The following is a 14,188-nucleotide window of genomic DNA, read 5'->3' as shown; positions in this document are numbered from 1 at the left end:
ACTCAGCCGAGTGACGAAGCGATCGCATCACGACCTGCGGCAGCACACGCTTGGTCCTGCATTCCGTCTGGAGCGCCACCGACACCGATACCGGCGATCGACCCGGCTCCAGCCTTCAATGTGACTCCACCTGCAAGGAAGAGAGTGCCGGGAAGGTCGGCGATGGTTGATCCTTCGCCTTTGGTACGCTGCGAGAGGTCACTGGTGTCGGCTCCGAAAGCTGCAGAGGTGTATGCCTTCTCGCGTGAGGCTTCCACCGTGTGCTGGGCTGCGTTGTCGCCGCGCACCATGGCGATGACATTTCCCGCGCGGTCTACGACGGAGACGGTGACGAAGCCGAGACCGTCGGCGCGGCATTTCGCCAGGGCCGCACCAGCAGCCTTCACTGCTGCGTCGGCACTGAGTCGATTCTGAGTGACAATCGCCGAATCACCGGTCGCGGCAGGCTGCTGCGTGGCAGTAATCGACGTCGTGCTCGATGCGTTCGCCACCGGTGTGTCGGTGGTCGAGCATGCGGCGCTGGCAAGGATTGCGACAACCGGAACGGCGACAGCGAGCGTACGGGGAAGTCGTGTGTAAATGCGGTGGTTCATGTCGGGCACACTTTCAATCGAATGGTTCGAAACCGTCCACTACAGCGTCGCGTCCGGGGGCGGGTGCGCATATCGGGCGCTCGGGTGACGAACCGTGCCCCCTACGGCTACCCGGATATCATCCGAATGGTTGATACGACGGCCTGGTGCCCTCCGTAACATTCGAGGGATGAGTAACGGAGCCATGAACGCCGACGCCGAACGCGGCCTACGCGGCCCGTTGGCGTATGCGATCCACGCGTCGTTCTTCGTACTGCTGTCTACATCGGGAGTTCGGTACGTCACAGTCCACGGGACCAGCGGTCGGTTCGGGGTTGTACTCGTCCTGGCCGTGGTCCTCGCCCTGCTCTACGCCGTCATGGCCACGGTGTCCTCGCGAGATGTGGTTCGCCAACGGCTGTGGATGTGGCCGGTACTGAGCGCATGGGCAGCGCTGGTCTGGCTTGCCCCGAGTTTCGCGTGGTGTGCGTTTCCCGTTCTCTTCCTCTGCATTCGTCTGTATCCGAGCAAGATCGCCTACCCCCTCGTCGGGATCCTGGGCGTCCTCGCCGGTATCGCGTTCTACCGGGTCACCGGTCGTGCCGAATTGGTGACACTTCTCGGGCCGCTGTGCACCGCGGCACTGGTCGCGGCCGCGTACGGGCAGATGGAACGAGATGCCCGAGAACGCCTTCGGCTTCTGCGTCAGGTAGCAGAAGCGCAATCTGCATTGGCAGATACCGAACGCGCTGCCGGCGTTGCCGCTGAGCGAGAGCGCCTCGCGCGCGAAATCCACGACACCGTTACCCAGGGACTGGCGAGCGCCCTTCTTCGGCTCGAGGCAGCCGAACAAACGTGGAATACAACGGGTTCGCCGTCTCGAGCCGATGTCGATGCCGCAGCAGAGAACATCCGAACGAGCTTGATGCAGAGTCGCGACCTCGTCCACGATCTGGCGCCGACCAAGGGCGGTACGGGCGACTTCGACGCCTTGGTCGTGGCCGCCGCCCGCCAGTTCGTCCCGGCCGTTCGGATCCGCACCGTCGGTGAAGCCGTCATCTTGCCCTCGGACGTAGCTCATGCCGTCGTGCGAGTGGTCTCGAGCGCGTCCTCCAACATCGCCCGCCACGCTCGCGCCGAAACGGCGGGCGTGACGATCACGTATCTCGACCACTCCGTCTCCGTAGACATCTTCGACGACGGCGTCGGCTTCGATCCGGGAAAGCTCGCCGACCATTCTCGGTACGGTGGATACGGCCTGCGTGCGATGCGAAGCCGCGTCGCACAGCTCGGCGGATCGTTCACCGTGGAAAGTGCACCGGGAGACGGCACCGTCGTCGCGGCCCAGTTCCCTCTCGAACGGAGGATCCGGTGACCACCACCATTCGCGTGTTCCTCGTCGACGATCATCTGGTCGTGCGAGCCGGGCTGAGAGCGCTGCTGAACACTCAGCCGGACGTCGAAGTAGTCGGCGAAGCATCGTCCGGCGAGGAGGCGGCCACGGCGATACCGTCGGCCTCACCGGATCTGGTGATGATGGATCTGGACATGGGCACCGGCATGCACGGTGCAGAAGCGATCAAACGCCTGCGAAGCGACGGTGTCGATGTTCCCGTACTGGTTTTCACGACGTACGACACCGACGCCGACGTCGTGCGGGCCGTGGACGCCGGTGCCATCGGTTACCTACTCAAGGACTCAACGCCCGACGAGATCTTCGGCGCGGTGCGCGGCGCGGTAGCCGGGCGCAGCGTTCTCTCTCCCACTGTGGCCTCTCGTCTTGTCCAGCAGATGCAGCGCCCGCAGGAAGCGCTCACCGCCCGTGAGTCCGAACTGCTCAGCCTGCTCGCCGAGGGGATGACCAACCGCGAGCTGGGTAAAGCGCTCTTCATCAGCGAAGCGACGGTGAAAACACACCTCGGGCACATCTACGCCAAACTCGGTGTCGATAACCGCTCTGCCGCAGTGTCCGTCGCACTACGTCGCGACGGAATACGCTGACCTCGGTGGCAGCCGAACAGCTCAGCCGCCCATCGCCTTACGCACTCCGTCGATCAGTTCGAGGAATTCAGCCTTGGGAGCAAAGTCGACATACTCCGAGTCGTCGATCGCTCCGGGAACGTGACCGGGTGCCCAGTAGAACACGTCGCCGGCATCGTAGGTTTGCCGACCTGCTTCGGAATCTGTGTAGATCCTTCCTTTCAAGACGTATCCGTAGTGCGGACATTGACAGCGCCCGCCTTCCAATTGTGCGAACGGTTCGGCGAAGTCTGCACCAGCAGGGATTTTGACGAAGTTGACGATCATGTCGCCTTCTTCTCGCATCCGCAGTTCGAATTCGCCGTCCTGCAACACGATGGGAAGATCGTGAGCCGAGATGGTGTGCATCGGAGTGCCTTTCGGCTTCAGAAGGGGGAGGTCTGCGCTGCTGGCCGGCTGGTTCGCCACTGCCAGGTGGTGAATTCGTCCCAACTGCTTTGAGTTCCGAATCTCGCGCCGTTTCCGGAGGCACCCGTGCCACCGAATGGTGCATAGGCATCGTTGTTCAAAGTCTGATCGTTGATGTGCACGATGCCGGTACGCAGTCGGTCCGCGATCCGCTCGCCGCGTTCAACCGATCGTGTTTGAATGGCAGCAACCAGACCGTATTCGCTGTCATTGGCCGTCCTGACTGCCTCGTCTTCGTCCTTGACGATCACGACGGGCGCCACGGGCCCGAAGATTTCTTCACGGAACGCGGGCATGTCCGAGGTGACTCCGGCCAGGACGGTCGGCTGATAGAAGAGCCCTTCGTATGTTCCACCGGCGCGGATTTCGGCGCCGGCCGCCTTGGTGCCCTGGACGATTCGATCGACGTTCGCAATCTGCCGCGCGTTGATGAGCGGTCCGAGAGCGACGTCGCCTGTATTGGGATCCCCGACCGGCAGGACCGCTGCGCGCTTGGCCAGCAGGTCCAGGTACTGATCGGCGACCGATTCCAACACGATGTGGCGGCCTGCGGTCATGCAGACCTGCCCCTGATGCAGGAACGAACCCCACGCGCCCGCCGAGCTCGCGGCATCCAGGTCTGCGTCGTCGAGGACGATCAGCGCATTGTTCCCACCCAGTTCCAGCGAGACACGCTTGAGCGTGCGACCGGCAGTTGCCCCGACCTGACGGCCGACGGCGGTCGAACCCGTGAAGGACACCATCGCGATGCTCGGGCTCTCGCACAATGCCTGACCAGGTGCCGCGTCACCGGCGAGCACATGCAGGAGGCCTTCGGGAAGACCTGCGGACGTGAACAATTCCGCGATGACCGCACCCCCGCTGATCGCGGTTTGAACATCCGGCTTGAGAACGACGCCATTTCCGAGTGCCAAGGCGGGGGCGACAGCGCGCATGGCGAGGAGAAGCGGGAAATTCCACGGGCTGATCACGCCGACCACACCCAGGGGCACCCGGCGACCGATGCTCGTGCGCCCCTCCTGGCTGGCGGGCAGGAGGTGCCCGAACGGCTGTGTCGGCAGTGCCGAGGCTTCCCACAGTTCGGAGATGACAAGATCAACTTCGAATGCGGCTTTCCCTGGTACGGAACCACCTTCACGGATCAACCAGCGCTCCACCTCGGCTCGCTCGGCTTCCAAAATCTGCGCTGCCTTACGGATCACCGAAGCGCGAGCCTGCCCGATCGTCGCCGCCCACGCCGGCTGCGCGGCCGACGCGATGTGTGCCGCTCGATCGATATCCGCAGCAGACGCCGTGCCGATCACACCGAGCACCTCGCCGGTAGCCGGTTCGAGCGACTCGACGGTGTCACCGCCTCCGTCGATCCATTGGCCGTCGAAAATCTTTCCGTACCATTGCTGATGAGCGAGCAGATTCGTCATGCGTTCCTCGATTCGTAGCTTTCGCTGCGGTCCTCGCTGTTCGTGGACCTGAGCTCTTCGCGAGCCTGAAAAAGCGATCTGAAACACACTCTGCCCCGGTATTCGGGCTCCCAGTTGTCGTGATCGGACACGTTTGTTGTTCGGATGCGACAGATCAGTGACGTTCGCGGGCGTTCGGATCAGGCGAGTTACGTACTTCCGACGGCGCCGCACCGAATTCCGCTTTGAATGCACGCGAAAACGCTGGTGCGTCATGGAAACACCATCGTGCGGCCAGGATGGAGATCGAATGACCCCGCAGTGAGACGTCGGTGAGATCGCGGCGTACGCGGATCAACCGTTCGCGGCGAATCAGCGCACTGAGGGTCAGATCCCCGTCACCGAAGTGACGCTGAACGGTTCGCGGCGACAGGTGCAACGCACCGGCGATCGACGCGACCGAGAGGTCTGGTGAGTCGAGATTCCGAAGCGCATATCGCAAGATCTCCTCTCGCGTCGAACGTCCGGGTGTCGCGGGCGCAGATCCTTGCATCAGAACTGCCGAAGCGAGATTGACTCCAGCATCTCCGAGAAGCCCGGCTGCGCTGCCGTCGACCTGGGATGCAACAGCGCCCGAGATGAAATTTTCCAGCAATGCACCGGACCCACGCCGACCGTCGTGGGTGCGCTCGAGCGCGCAATTCAGTTCTCGCTCGGTCAGACTCACCGCACTGCGCGGTAGGGTCATGACGGTGCACGACCAGTGACCGTCGAAACGCAGCGCGTACGAATGCTCGACGTCGTAGAGAATCATCGCGCCGGGCGGGGCCGTCAACTCGCGGTCCGATTGGCGCAGTATCGCGCTCCCGGTTCGGACCGTGCAGATCTTGAGCAGATCACTACCGTGTCGCTTTGCTGCGCGTGCGCTCCGCCGCAGTATCTGCGGTGAACCGGAGATGTCGAAAGCGCCTACGTCCCCGAGACTTACGCCGCTGACCGTACCGACAGGCGCGGCATCGACGGAACTCTCGGGGCACAGGCCACCGAAGGTCTCCGACATCTCGCAGTGCCACTGCTGCACAGATTCCGGCAGGCTCGGAGGCGTGGCAGACACGGCAGACATGGCGGGCTACTTGATCGAAGATCCGTGCTGCGTCAACGGCATGACCTCGATGGTCATGTACGGGAACAGGGGCAGTTTCCAGAGAATCTCATGGAGTTCGTCAGCCGACTCGACATCGAAGATGCTGATGTTGCTGAACTGTCCCACAATTCGCCACAGATGCACCCACTTTCCCTGTCGCTGAAGGTCTTGCGAGTACGCCTTCTCCGTTGCGACGGTATCGGCGCGTACTTCCGGATCCAGGTCGCGCGGAATATCGACGTCCATCCGAACGTGAAAGAGTGCCATGTTCTTCTATCCTCTAGTTCCTGGTCCAGGTCTTGACGGCGTCCATGTTCAGTTCGACTCCCAGGCCAGGTCCGGCGGGGAGGTGCAACTGACCCTCGGAATACTTCAGGGGTTCCTGAAGCAACTCTTCACTGAAGAGCAGTGGGCCGAAAAGCTCTGTTCCGAAGTTGATTCCGGGCTCGGCGCACGCGAAGTGCAACGAAGCGGCCGTGCCGATCGGGCCTTCGATGGACGTCGCACCGTGGCACGCGATACCGGCGGCCTTGGCAATCGCGACGATGTCGCGGCTGCGCTGGAGGCCACCACATTTGGTGGTCTTGAGGGCGATGACATCGGCGGCGCTCCGGCGGGCGATTTCCAGAGCGTCGTGTGGGGTCTGCACACTCTCGTCGGCCATGATCGGAATCGGTAGAAGCCTACTGAGTTCGGCGAGGACCTCGATTTGGTCTGCCGGAGTGGGTTGTTCGATCAGTTCGACTCCACCCTCGGCGAGTTGCGGCAAGTACCGCAGGGCAGTGAAGCGATCCCACCGTGCGTTGACGTCGACACGGACTCCGGCGTGGCCGTCCAGCGCCTGCGCGATGCTGACGATGCGCGCGACGTCGACCGCCGGATCGAGTGCTCCCATTTTCAGTTTGAAGCTGAAATTGAGCCGGGATTCGAGCTTTTCGTGAGCTTCTTCGATGATCTCGTCCGCCGGCGCAGCACCCAGTGCCCACGTGACGTCGACACTCTCGCGGAAAGCCCCGCCGAGGAGCGTGTGCACGGGGACTCCCAGGCTACGCGCCCAGGCGTCGTGCAACGCCACGTCGACGGCGGCCTTCGCGAATCGTGCATTGGCAACAACTTTTTCGATGTCGGCCATGATCACGGTGATGTGATCCACGCGCCTGCCGACCACCACGGGAGCGATGTACTTCTCGATGATGACCTGCATCGTCTCCACCGATTCGCCACCCCACCACGGCCCGCCCGGAACGACTCCTTCGCCGTATCCGATCACCCCGTCGGAGGTGCGAATCGCGACCAGCAACAACGGCTGCGCCGTCATCGACGTGGTGGCAAACTTGTGGGGGCGAACCAGCGGAACGTCGAGGATGGTCGTCTCGATGGAGACGATCGACAGGTCTGTCATCAAATCACTTTCTTCAGAGCAGTTGTGGATCAGGCCGGATCGAGCACGAAGTCGTATGTGACCCGGTTGGTTCCGTCGGCACCTGGCTTCGGATCGAGAATCAGTTCGGGCTTCGTCGCCGTTGCCACGTCGTTCTCGATCCACTCTCCATCCTTGAAATAGAGCTGGGTGGTGATGGTGCGCTTACCGGGAGCCTTCACCATGAGGTGCAGGTGAGCCGGACGCCACGGGTGCCAGCCGGCCTTCTCGATGAACCAGCCGGTGGGGCCGTCGGTCGGGATCTGGTACGGCGCAGGCTGAATCGTGGTGATCTCGAAGCGTCCCTCGTCGTCGGCGACGATCGTTCCGCGGAGGTTGCCGTCGGGGATGTGCGGCGCGAAATGGGAGTAGTAGCCCTCGTCGTCCGCGTGCCAGAGTTCGACGGTTGCACCGCCCAACCCCTTGCCGTCGAGATCGCGAACCTGGCCCTCGAAGACCAGCTTCGATCCAACCTCGTTGTCACGCATCGGAAGTTCACACTTGGCAGGCAACGTCTTGGCATCGGCAACGTAGTACGGGCCCTCGATGCTTCCCTTGGTGCCGTGCTGGCCGCGGTACGCGACCTCCTCGACGTTGTGCTCGAGGAAGACGTCCAGCCACAGGGGCCACTCGCCGAACTGGCCGATGTCGATGAGCCACTGCTTGAGGACGCGGTACTCGGGGTAGGTGATGCCGTGCTTGTCGATGACGCCTGCGAGTGCCTCGAGCACGTCCTTGGCGATGGCCGAGACGCGTTCGGGCGGGGTGTCCGCGCTGACTCGTTCCTGGAGGAACTTGTCGGTGGCGGCAGTACCCGAACCTACTGCGGTGGGGCTCTCGGAAGTGGTCATGTGGTCCTCCTCGGGGCCGTATGTGGCTGTTACCGGGTGGGTGCCGTACTGCTGGGCTGCGTCGGCTCCCCAAGTTTGGGTTGTACGCTCTGCGTACATCTGTTACGCTGTGCGTACGCTTGTACTGTGCGCCCAGTCACAAGGTTTGTCAACTTTCGAAGGCGCCGATCGGGCATACCCGCAGATGAAAGGCCATTCCGTGAGCGAGAACGATCGCGATTACATCCAGAGCATCGAGCGTGGATTTGCTGTGCTGACGGCCTTCGACGAGAAGAACCCCAACCCGTCGCTCGCCGATCTTGCCGCCGAAACGGGTCTCTCCCGCCCAGCGGTCCGGCGCATCCTCCTCACGCTGCAGAAGCTCGGATACGTCACCGGCAACAACAGTCGGTGGTCGCTCACCCCACGCGTTCTGAGCATCGGGCAGCACTTCTCGGCATCACATGCCTTGACGGAGGCGGCGCTCCCTCGTCTGTTGGAGATCGCAGAACACACCCACGAGTCGGCGTCGCTCGGGGTGCTCGACGGTGTCGACGTGGTCTACGCCGCGCGTGTACCCGTCCGGCGGATCATGAGCATCAACGTCAGCGTCGGCACCCGAGTGCCTGCATATGCGACCTCTATGGGCCGCGCCCTGCTAGCTTGGGCGCCAACCGAAATCGTCGACAACGTCATCGCGAACTCCACGTTCGACGCCCTCACACCCACGACGATCACCGACGAAGGCGCATTCCATACCGCCCTCCGGGTGGTGCGCGAGCAGGGATACGCGCTCACATCGGAGGAACTGGAAGACGGCCTGATTTCCCTCGCTGCTCCCGTCCGCGACGCCGGTGGAAGCGTCGTCGGAGTGACAGCGTGTTCGACCTCGGCCGGACGAACATCCCCGGAAGCTTTCCGCGCCGACGTCGCGCCTTTCCTCGTCGAAAAGGCGAACCAACTCAGCGCGGACATGGGGTACCGAAGCTAGCGCCTCAACACCTCGGAAGGCAGCAATCCGTACTTACGCCGAAACGACGACGCGAACCGTCCGGTGTGCGTGAAACCCCATCTCACAGCGACATCGGTGACCGTCGTCGAGTCGTCGGCATCCACCAGATCTGCATGGACCCGCTCGAGACGGATGTCGAGCAGGCATTCCGACGGACTCCGGCCCACGTACTGCCGAAATCCCTCCTGCAATCTCCGTACGCTGACGCCCGCCACCTCCGCCATCTCGGCTGCGGTCCACACGCGGGCCGGGTCGTCGTGCATCTCGTCGAGCACCCGCTTGACGATGCGTGGCCTGGCGTGTCGCACCGCGTCCTCGCTTTCGGGCATTGCGGCAAGGACGAATGCCGTGACCACGGCGCCGGAGAGCTGACCTGCCACCAGTTCGTTGTGCAGCACGCCGACCGGGCCGAGTATCTGATCCGACAGTGAGCGAACAAATTTCAGCCATCTGGCTCCGTCGTCCCCCCGAAGATCCACCTGATCAGGCAAGTGCATTCCGGGTCGACCGAGAACCTTTTCCATCTCACGGTCGAGGTACTGACGGTCCATCCGGACTCCGACGATCTCGCAGTCCGCACTCCACCGCGTAATTCTTGTCGTGATGTCGGGTGGACATACCGTCGCAACACCCTGCGTCGAGAGCACGTGCGAGCCCGCGAACACCGACTCGAGCTCGCCCGAGAGCGGGATGTTCACCCCATAGGCACCGGGATGATCGGATTCGACGGCGACGTCTGCTCCCCACCGAATATGAGCGATCCTCAGCGGTCCCAACTCGGTGGTGCACACCCCGACTCCACTGGCCGCATGCCGAGACAACGGCGTCAGCGTGTGCGGAAAGTAGGCGTCCGAAACCGCATGACACGCCTCGTCCCAGTCGCGGGGAGCTGTACCGATCATGGAGTCGACCATCGTCCTTCTTCACCTTCCAAACCCGTGACCAGCCACATTGCCGAGCAAGGGCGCTGAACATCATTGAACACTGTGTCCCCGGTCACTTCCAAGAGAAAACGGGTACGGGCCGCGATCGGGTGCGCAATCCGGATAGCCACCGCGCTGTACGGATCGACCGAAGCCTGCGCCCGCCGTACGTTCGTCTTCACTCCCGGCGCGAGTCGCCCACTACTTCCCTCCCGCACTTCGCGGCACTCTCACTCAACCGCCATCCGACAAGGAGGTCCGGTCATGGAACAAAATCAGCTTCGAGGAATCTTCGGTCAATTCGCGAGCGGCGTCACCGTCATCACCTGTACCAATGCCGACGGTCAACCACACGGAGCCACGGTCACCGCATTCACGGCCATTTCCCTGGAACCACGGCTGTGCCAGATCACGATGACTCGCAAGTCCAAGGCGTGCGGCTACCTCGGCAACGCGCCGTTTGCGGTCAACATCCTTGCCTCCGACCAAGTGGACACGGCCATGCATTTTGCCGGCCGACCGCAGCGCACCGAACCGAGGTGGATCGACGGACCGACCGCTCCCCTGCTCGACGGCGCCGCAGCAACCATCTCGTGCGTCCCGTGGAGGGAGTACGACGGCGGTGACCACATCATCTTCATCGGCGAGATCGTCGACGCTCAGTCGAGTGGCAAGGATCCGCTTCTGTTCTACCGAAGCACTTTTCACGATCTAGGCGCTACCTCGTCGACCACAGTCTGGAACGGAAGTCAGGACGACCCCCACAGCGGCTGGTTCGACGCCACCACTTCGTTCACCCCGATTCATCTTCAGCCCGCACCCCAAACGATCTGAAAGGCTTTGCCATGACGACCACCGAAATTCCTCCCACCGGCGTCGATCCCGCAGATTCCGGAGCGCCACAGGTCAATCCGGCCGCCGATTGCGAAGCCAACCGCACGAAGAACTTCGCCACCCGACCGATGACCGGTGACGAGTACATCTCGAGCCTGCAGGACGGTCGCGAGATCTGGCTTCACGGTGATCGCGTCAAGGACGTCACGACACACCCCGCGTTCCGGAATCCGATCCGCATGACCGCGAGGCTGTACGACGCTCTGCATACGGGCGAGCACGTGGACGCCTTGACCGTTCCGACGGACACGGGCAACGGCGGTGTCACCATGCCGTTCTTCCGCACTCCGACGTCCTCGGCCGATCTGCTCAAGGAACGCGATGCCATAGCGACGTGGGCTCGTATGACCTACGGCTGGATGGGCCGTTCCCCCGACTACAAGGCGAGTTTCCTGGGCACCCTCCACGCCAACAAGGAGTTGTACGCACCGTTCCAGGACAACGCCGAACGCTGGTACCGCGAATCGCAGGAGAAGGTTCTGTACTGGAACCACGCGATCATCAATCCCCCGGTGGATCGCCAACTTCCACCGGACGAGGTCGGTGACGTCTTCATGAAGGTGGAGAAGGAAACCGACGCAGGTTTGATCGTCAGCGGCGCCAAAGTGGTCGCCACCGGATCGGCGATCACGAACTACAACTTCATCGCTCACTACGGTCTGCCGATCAAGAAGAAGCAGTTCGCCCTGATCTGCACGGTACCGATGGACGCGCCGGGTGTGAAGCTGATCTGCCGCACCTCGTACACCGAACATGCTGCGGTGATGGGCAGTCCGTTCGATTATCCGCTGTCGAGTCGCATGGACGAGAACGACACCATCTTCGTCTTCGACAAGGTGTTGGTTCCGTGGGAAAACGTCTTCATGTACGGCGACGTCGACCGGATCAACGCATTCTTCCCTCAATCGGGCTTCCTGCCGCGCTTCACCTTTCAGGGCTGCACTCGCCTGGCCGTCAAGCTCGACTTCATCGCCGGACTGTTGATGAAGGCACTCGAAGCCACCGGCGCCGGCGGCTTCCGCGGAGTCCAGACCCGTGTCGGTGAGGTGATCGGGTGGCGAAACCTCTTCTGGTCGTTGACCGAATCGATGGCACGCGATCCCGAACAGTGGGTCGGCGATTCGGTGATCCCGAAGCTCGAGTACGGCCTCACCTATCGAATGTTCATGATTCAGGGGTACCCGCGGATCAAGGAGATCATCGAACAGGACGTCGCGTCGGGCTTGATCTACCTGCCTTCGAGTTCACTCGACTTCAAGAGCCCGGACGTGCGTCCGTACCTCGACAAGTACGTTCGCGGTTCCGACGGCATCACCGCCGTCGACCGCGTGAAAGTCATGAAGGCGCTGTGGGATTCGATCGGGACCGAGTTCGGCGGCCGACACGAACTCTACGAGCGCAACTACTCCGGCAATCACGAGAACGTCAAAGCCGAACTGCTGTTCGCAGCCCAGAATCGTGGACACGCAAGTTCCATGAAGGGACTGGCCGAGCAGTGCTTGAGTGAATACGACCTCGACGGCTGGACGGTCCCTGACCTCATCGGCAACGACGACGTCTCGTTCTTCAAGAACCGGTAGCTCACGCGGTACGAATACTGCACCCTTGGTCAGGACTAGGCAATTGCCTAGTCCTGACCTGAGACACACGATGTCAAGGTGAATCAGCTGGAGTACGCCCATGACGGATATGTTTCTCGATTCGAAACCCAGAAACTACTGTGCGAGTTGGGTTGCGGGTGGCAAGCGACGTGCAGGATCGAGGGTTCAGCGGGCAGTCGGGAGTTCGACGGCGCCGTTTTCGAGGAGAACGTGTGCGTCGATCATCTGACCGCCCCGTTCGACGTAACCCATCAGGTTCGCTCCGGACCCCCAGCCGAGCAGTCGCTGTACCTCTTCGGAAAGATCAAGCAGTTTTTCACGCGGGATTGACAGGTATTGGTTCTCTTCCTGACGTAAGCAGGCGAGGTCGAATGCCATCGTCAAGCCGGTCCGTGGCGCCTCGGACGAGTTGTTACCACCGCCGTGGTACGTAGAACCGGTCCAGATGAGGGCAGCACCGGCCCGCATTACGGTCGGCGCCGCTTCGGCTTGTTTCGGGCCTCGTTGGTCGTCCCACCGATGGCTTCCGGGTATGACGAGGGTGCCGCCGTTTTCTGCTGTGAAATCGCTGACCGCCACCATGATCTGCAGTCGGCCCTCGCGTCCGTAGTCGGGGTGGCGCCACAGAAAGCTCGTGTCGTCTCGATGGAGACGCTGGGCACCCTGCCCTGGGTGGATTTCGATTGCCTGAGTGACACCGATCTGGATATCAGGCATGATTTCGATCTGGTCGTCTCCGACCCAGACGGACAGGGGCACCTGAAGGATCTTCTTGGCGGCCCCGTAGTAGAGCGGGTGGAGCGCGATCTCGGGCATGAGGTCGATCCGACCGAACAGCCCTCCTGCTCTTCGCGTTTGGGTTCCGGCGAAGAATTCGTCTTCTCCGTAGCCGGTGCTTTCAAGGACGGGGCCAAGTTGGGCGCGCAGCTCGTCGAGCTGGGGGGTGTCGAGGAAATCTTCGACGATGACACCGCCGTCGCGGTGGATCACGTCGACGATCTCGTCGACTGTTGTTGTCGAGGGCAGGGCGGTGAGGTGATTGGCCATGGTTGTCATTGATGTCTCCTTAGATTGCGGATTGAGGGTTGGCGGAGAGTGTTTCGATTTGGGCGAAGATGCCCTTGTCCCCGTGCCCGGCTGCGCATGCACGTTGCAAGTTGTCGAGATTCGCCGTCATCAGAGCGGCGCGTTGGCCTGCTCGCTGCATCGATTGTTGCCAGGCTTCTACTGCGGCTGCGTATACGTTCAAGGTTGCCTGATCGGTCTCGTACTCTCCGGATTCGAACGCTTTGAGTGCTTCGTGAAGGAGTTCGAGAAGTTTGTCGGTCCACAGGTGCAAACTGTGGCGCATCTCCGCGATCGCGACGTCCTCGGACCGCACGTACGCTGCTGCTTCGTGGAAGGCACCGAGCGCGACGTTGAAGAATGCGCCTGCCATGGCCGCGTCGATCACGTTGGCGGCACCGGGACGGGCTCCGACATATCGTGATTGGGCGGCGATGGGTGTCAGAAGGCTCTGGACGTCCTCCCACACGTCCTCGTCTCCGGAATAGTTGATCCCTGAACTTTCGGTTCCGATGTCCTCCGGGTATGCAGCTATGGCTCCGTCGAGGTACCGAGCGCCTCGCCCTGCGATCCACTCGGCGAACTGGTTCGCTTCCTCCGGCGTACCGGTTGCGGTGTTGACGATGATTTTTCCGGCAATCGAATCTGCTTCTGTAACGACATCTTTGGCGATCTCGTAGTTCAGGAGACTGATGACGATTAGCGGGCTGGCCGCAATCGCAGATTGTGGAGATTCGGCGACTGTGGCTCCAGCCGCAGCGAGGGGTAACGCTCTGTCGGCGGTTCGATTCCACACCGTCACCTTTGTCCCGCTGCGTATGAGCGCCTGAGCGAGAGCTGTTCCCATCAAGCCGGTGCCGAGTATTGATACGTCCATGT

The 14,188-nt window shown here is 62.1% G+C and carries 15 protein-coding genes; 5 read left to right on the top strand and 10 right to left on the bottom strand.

The window, feature by feature from the left end; genetic code table 11:
- Positions 1-2: 2 nt before the first annotated feature.
- Complete coding sequence (locus tag V3587_RS00150; protein ID WP_003940245.1) at positions 3-593, bottom strand: GlcG/HbpS family heme-binding protein; 591 nt, start codon at positions 591-593, stop codon at positions 3-5.
- Between the two features lie 184 nt (positions 594-777).
- Between V3587_RS00150 and V3587_RS00145 the strand changes: the two genes are divergently transcribed.
- On the top strand, positions 778-1,947 hold the full coding sequence (locus tag V3587_RS00145) for a sensor histidine kinase (protein ID WP_030536467.1): 1,170 nt from the start codon (positions 778-780) through the stop codon (positions 1,945-1,947).
- Positions 1,944-2,573 (top strand): response regulator, encoded by a 630-nt coding sequence (locus V3587_RS00140; RefSeq protein WP_054825987.1) that lies wholly within the window; start codon positions 1,944-1,946, stop codon positions 2,571-2,573. The genes V3587_RS00145 and V3587_RS00140 overlap by 4 nt, the downstream gene beginning before the upstream one ends.
- A gap of 21 nt (positions 2,574-2,594) precedes the next feature.
- On the opposite strand, the gene V3587_RS00135 is transcribed toward V3587_RS00140, so the two are convergent.
- From V3587_RS00135 to catA, 6 genes are all read right to left on the bottom strand, one after another.
- Positions 2,595-2,960, bottom strand: coding sequence for a hypothetical protein (locus V3587_RS00135; protein ID WP_003939951.1), 366 nt, complete (start codon positions 2,958-2,960; stop codon positions 2,595-2,597).
- Between the two features lie 17 nt (positions 2,961-2,977).
- Positions 2,978-4,441, bottom strand: coding sequence for a benzaldehyde dehydrogenase (locus V3587_RS00130; protein WP_151098348.1), 1,464 nt, complete (start codon positions 4,439-4,441; stop codon positions 2,978-2,980).
- 154 nt (positions 4,442-4,595) lie between these two features.
- Positions 4,596-5,543, bottom strand: a complete 948-nt coding sequence (locus V3587_RS00125) for a helix-turn-helix domain-containing protein (RefSeq protein WP_003940292.1) — start codon at positions 5,541-5,543, stop codon at positions 4,596-4,598.
- A gap of 6 nt (positions 5,544-5,549) precedes the next feature.
- Positions 5,550-5,831, bottom strand: a complete 282-nt coding sequence (gene catC, locus V3587_RS00120; RefSeq protein ID WP_007729770.1) for a muconolactone Delta-isomerase — start codon at positions 5,829-5,831, stop codon at positions 5,550-5,552.
- A gap of 13 nt (positions 5,832-5,844) precedes the next feature.
- Positions 5,845-6,966 (bottom strand): muconate/chloromuconate family cycloisomerase, encoded by a 1,122-nt coding sequence (locus V3587_RS00115; protein WP_166502717.1) that lies wholly within the window; start codon positions 6,964-6,966, stop codon positions 5,845-5,847.
- A gap of 29 nt (positions 6,967-6,995) precedes the next feature.
- Positions 6,996-7,835, bottom strand: coding sequence for a catechol 1,2-dioxygenase (catA, locus tag V3587_RS00110; RefSeq protein ID WP_003940427.1), 840 nt, complete (start codon positions 7,833-7,835; stop codon positions 6,996-6,998).
- Between the two features lie 199 nt (positions 7,836-8,034).
- Here catA and V3587_RS00105 point away from each other — a divergent pair, with 199 nt between their 5' ends.
- Positions 8,035-8,805, top strand: a complete 771-nt coding sequence (locus tag V3587_RS00105; RefSeq protein ID WP_003939932.1) for an IclR family transcriptional regulator — start codon at positions 8,035-8,037, stop codon at positions 8,803-8,805.
- Here V3587_RS00105 and V3587_RS00100 read toward each other — a convergent pair.
- The gene (locus V3587_RS00100) at positions 8,802-9,740 is read right to left on the bottom strand and encodes an AraC family transcriptional regulator (RefSeq protein ID WP_007729772.1); all 939 of its coding nucleotides are present in this window, start codon (positions 9,738-9,740) and stop codon (positions 8,802-8,804) included. The two genes, V3587_RS00105 and V3587_RS00100, sit on opposite strands and share 4 nt — an antisense overlap.
- Positions 9,741-10,013: 273 nt before the next feature.
- On the opposite strand from V3587_RS00100, the gene V3587_RS00095 reads away from it, so the two are divergent.
- Together V3587_RS00095 and V3587_RS00090 are read left to right on the top strand one after the other, a co-directional pair.
- A complete protein-coding gene (locus V3587_RS00095) occupies positions 10,014-10,583 on the top strand; it encodes a flavin reductase family protein (protein ID WP_007729773.1) in 570 nt (189 codons plus the stop codon).
- A gap of 11 nt (positions 10,584-10,594) precedes the next feature.
- The gene (locus V3587_RS00090; RefSeq protein ID WP_003939685.1) at positions 10,595-12,223 is read left to right on the top strand and encodes a 4-hydroxyphenylacetate 3-hydroxylase family protein; all 1,629 of its coding nucleotides are present in this window, start codon (positions 10,595-10,597) and stop codon (positions 12,221-12,223) included.
- Between the two features lie 186 nt (positions 12,224-12,409).
- Here the strand turns inward: V3587_RS00090 and V3587_RS00085 are convergent, their stop codons facing one another.
- Complete coding sequence (locus V3587_RS00085) at positions 12,410-13,300, bottom strand: phytanoyl-CoA dioxygenase family protein (protein WP_283375985.1); 891 nt, start codon at positions 13,298-13,300, stop codon at positions 12,410-12,412.
- A gap of 10 nt (positions 13,301-13,310) precedes the next feature.
- Positions 13,311-14,186, bottom strand: coding sequence for an NAD(P)-dependent oxidoreductase (locus V3587_RS00080; RefSeq protein ID WP_020971038.1), 876 nt, complete (start codon positions 14,184-14,186; stop codon positions 13,311-13,313).
- Between the last annotated feature and the right edge of the window lie 2 nt (positions 14,187-14,188).

The sequence above is a fragment of the Rhodococcus sp. IEGM 1306 genome (genome assembly GCF_036541985.1).
Lineage (GTDB): Bacteria > Actinomycetota > Actinomycetes > Mycobacteriales > Mycobacteriaceae > Rhodococcus_F > Rhodococcus_F qingshengii.
The sequence above is the reverse complement of the archived record's forward strand: the minus strand, read 5'-3'. Positions and strand labels throughout refer to the sequence as shown.

What these genes read in the sequence shown, in the direction of transcription:
- V3587_RS00150 (WP_003940245.1), bottom strand. Translation starts at nt 593, where the DNA reads ATGAACCACCGCATTTACACACGACTTCCCCGTACGCTCGCTGTCGCC.
- V3587_RS00145 (WP_030536467.1), top strand. Translation starts at nt 778, where the DNA reads ATGAACGCCGACGCCGAACGCGGCCTACGCGGCCCGTTGGCGTATGCG.
- V3587_RS00135 (WP_003939951.1), bottom strand. Translation starts at nt 2,960, where the DNA reads ATGCACACCATCTCGGCTCACGATCTTCCCATCGTGTTGCAGGACGGC.
- V3587_RS00130 (WP_151098348.1), bottom strand. Translation starts at nt 4,441, where the DNA reads ATGACGAATCTGCTCGCTCATCAGCAATGGTACGGAAAGATTTTCGAC.
- V3587_RS00125 (WP_003940292.1), bottom strand. Translation starts at nt 5,543, where the DNA reads ATGTCTGCCGTGTCTGCCACGCCTCCGAGCCTGCCGGAATCTGTGCAG.
- catC (WP_007729770.1), bottom strand. Translation starts at nt 5,831, where the DNA reads ATGGCACTCTTTCACGTTCGGATGGACGTCGATATTCCGCGCGACCTG.
- V3587_RS00115 (WP_166502717.1), bottom strand. Translation starts at nt 6,966, where the DNA reads ATGACAGACCTGTCGATCGTCTCCATCGAGACGACCATCCTCGACGTT.
- catA (WP_003940427.1), bottom strand. Translation starts at nt 7,835, where the DNA reads ATGACCACTTCCGAGAGCCCCACCGCAGTAGGTTCGGGTACTGCCGCC.
- V3587_RS00100 (WP_007729772.1), bottom strand. Translation starts at nt 9,740, where the DNA reads ATGGTCGACTCCATGATCGGTACAGCTCCCCGCGACTGGGACGAGGCG.
- V3587_RS00095 (WP_007729773.1), top strand. Translation starts at nt 10,014, where the DNA reads ATGGAACAAAATCAGCTTCGAGGAATCTTCGGTCAATTCGCGAGCGGC.
- V3587_RS00090 (WP_003939685.1), top strand. Translation starts at nt 10,595, where the DNA reads ATGACGACCACCGAAATTCCTCCCACCGGCGTCGATCCCGCAGATTCC.
- V3587_RS00085 (WP_283375985.1), bottom strand. Translation starts at nt 13,300, where the DNA reads ATGACAACCATGGCCAATCACCTCACCGCCCTGCCCTCGACAACAACA.
- V3587_RS00080 (WP_020971038.1), bottom strand. Translation starts at nt 14,186, where the DNA reads ATGGACGTATCAATACTCGGCACCGGCTTGATGGGAACAGCTCTCGCT.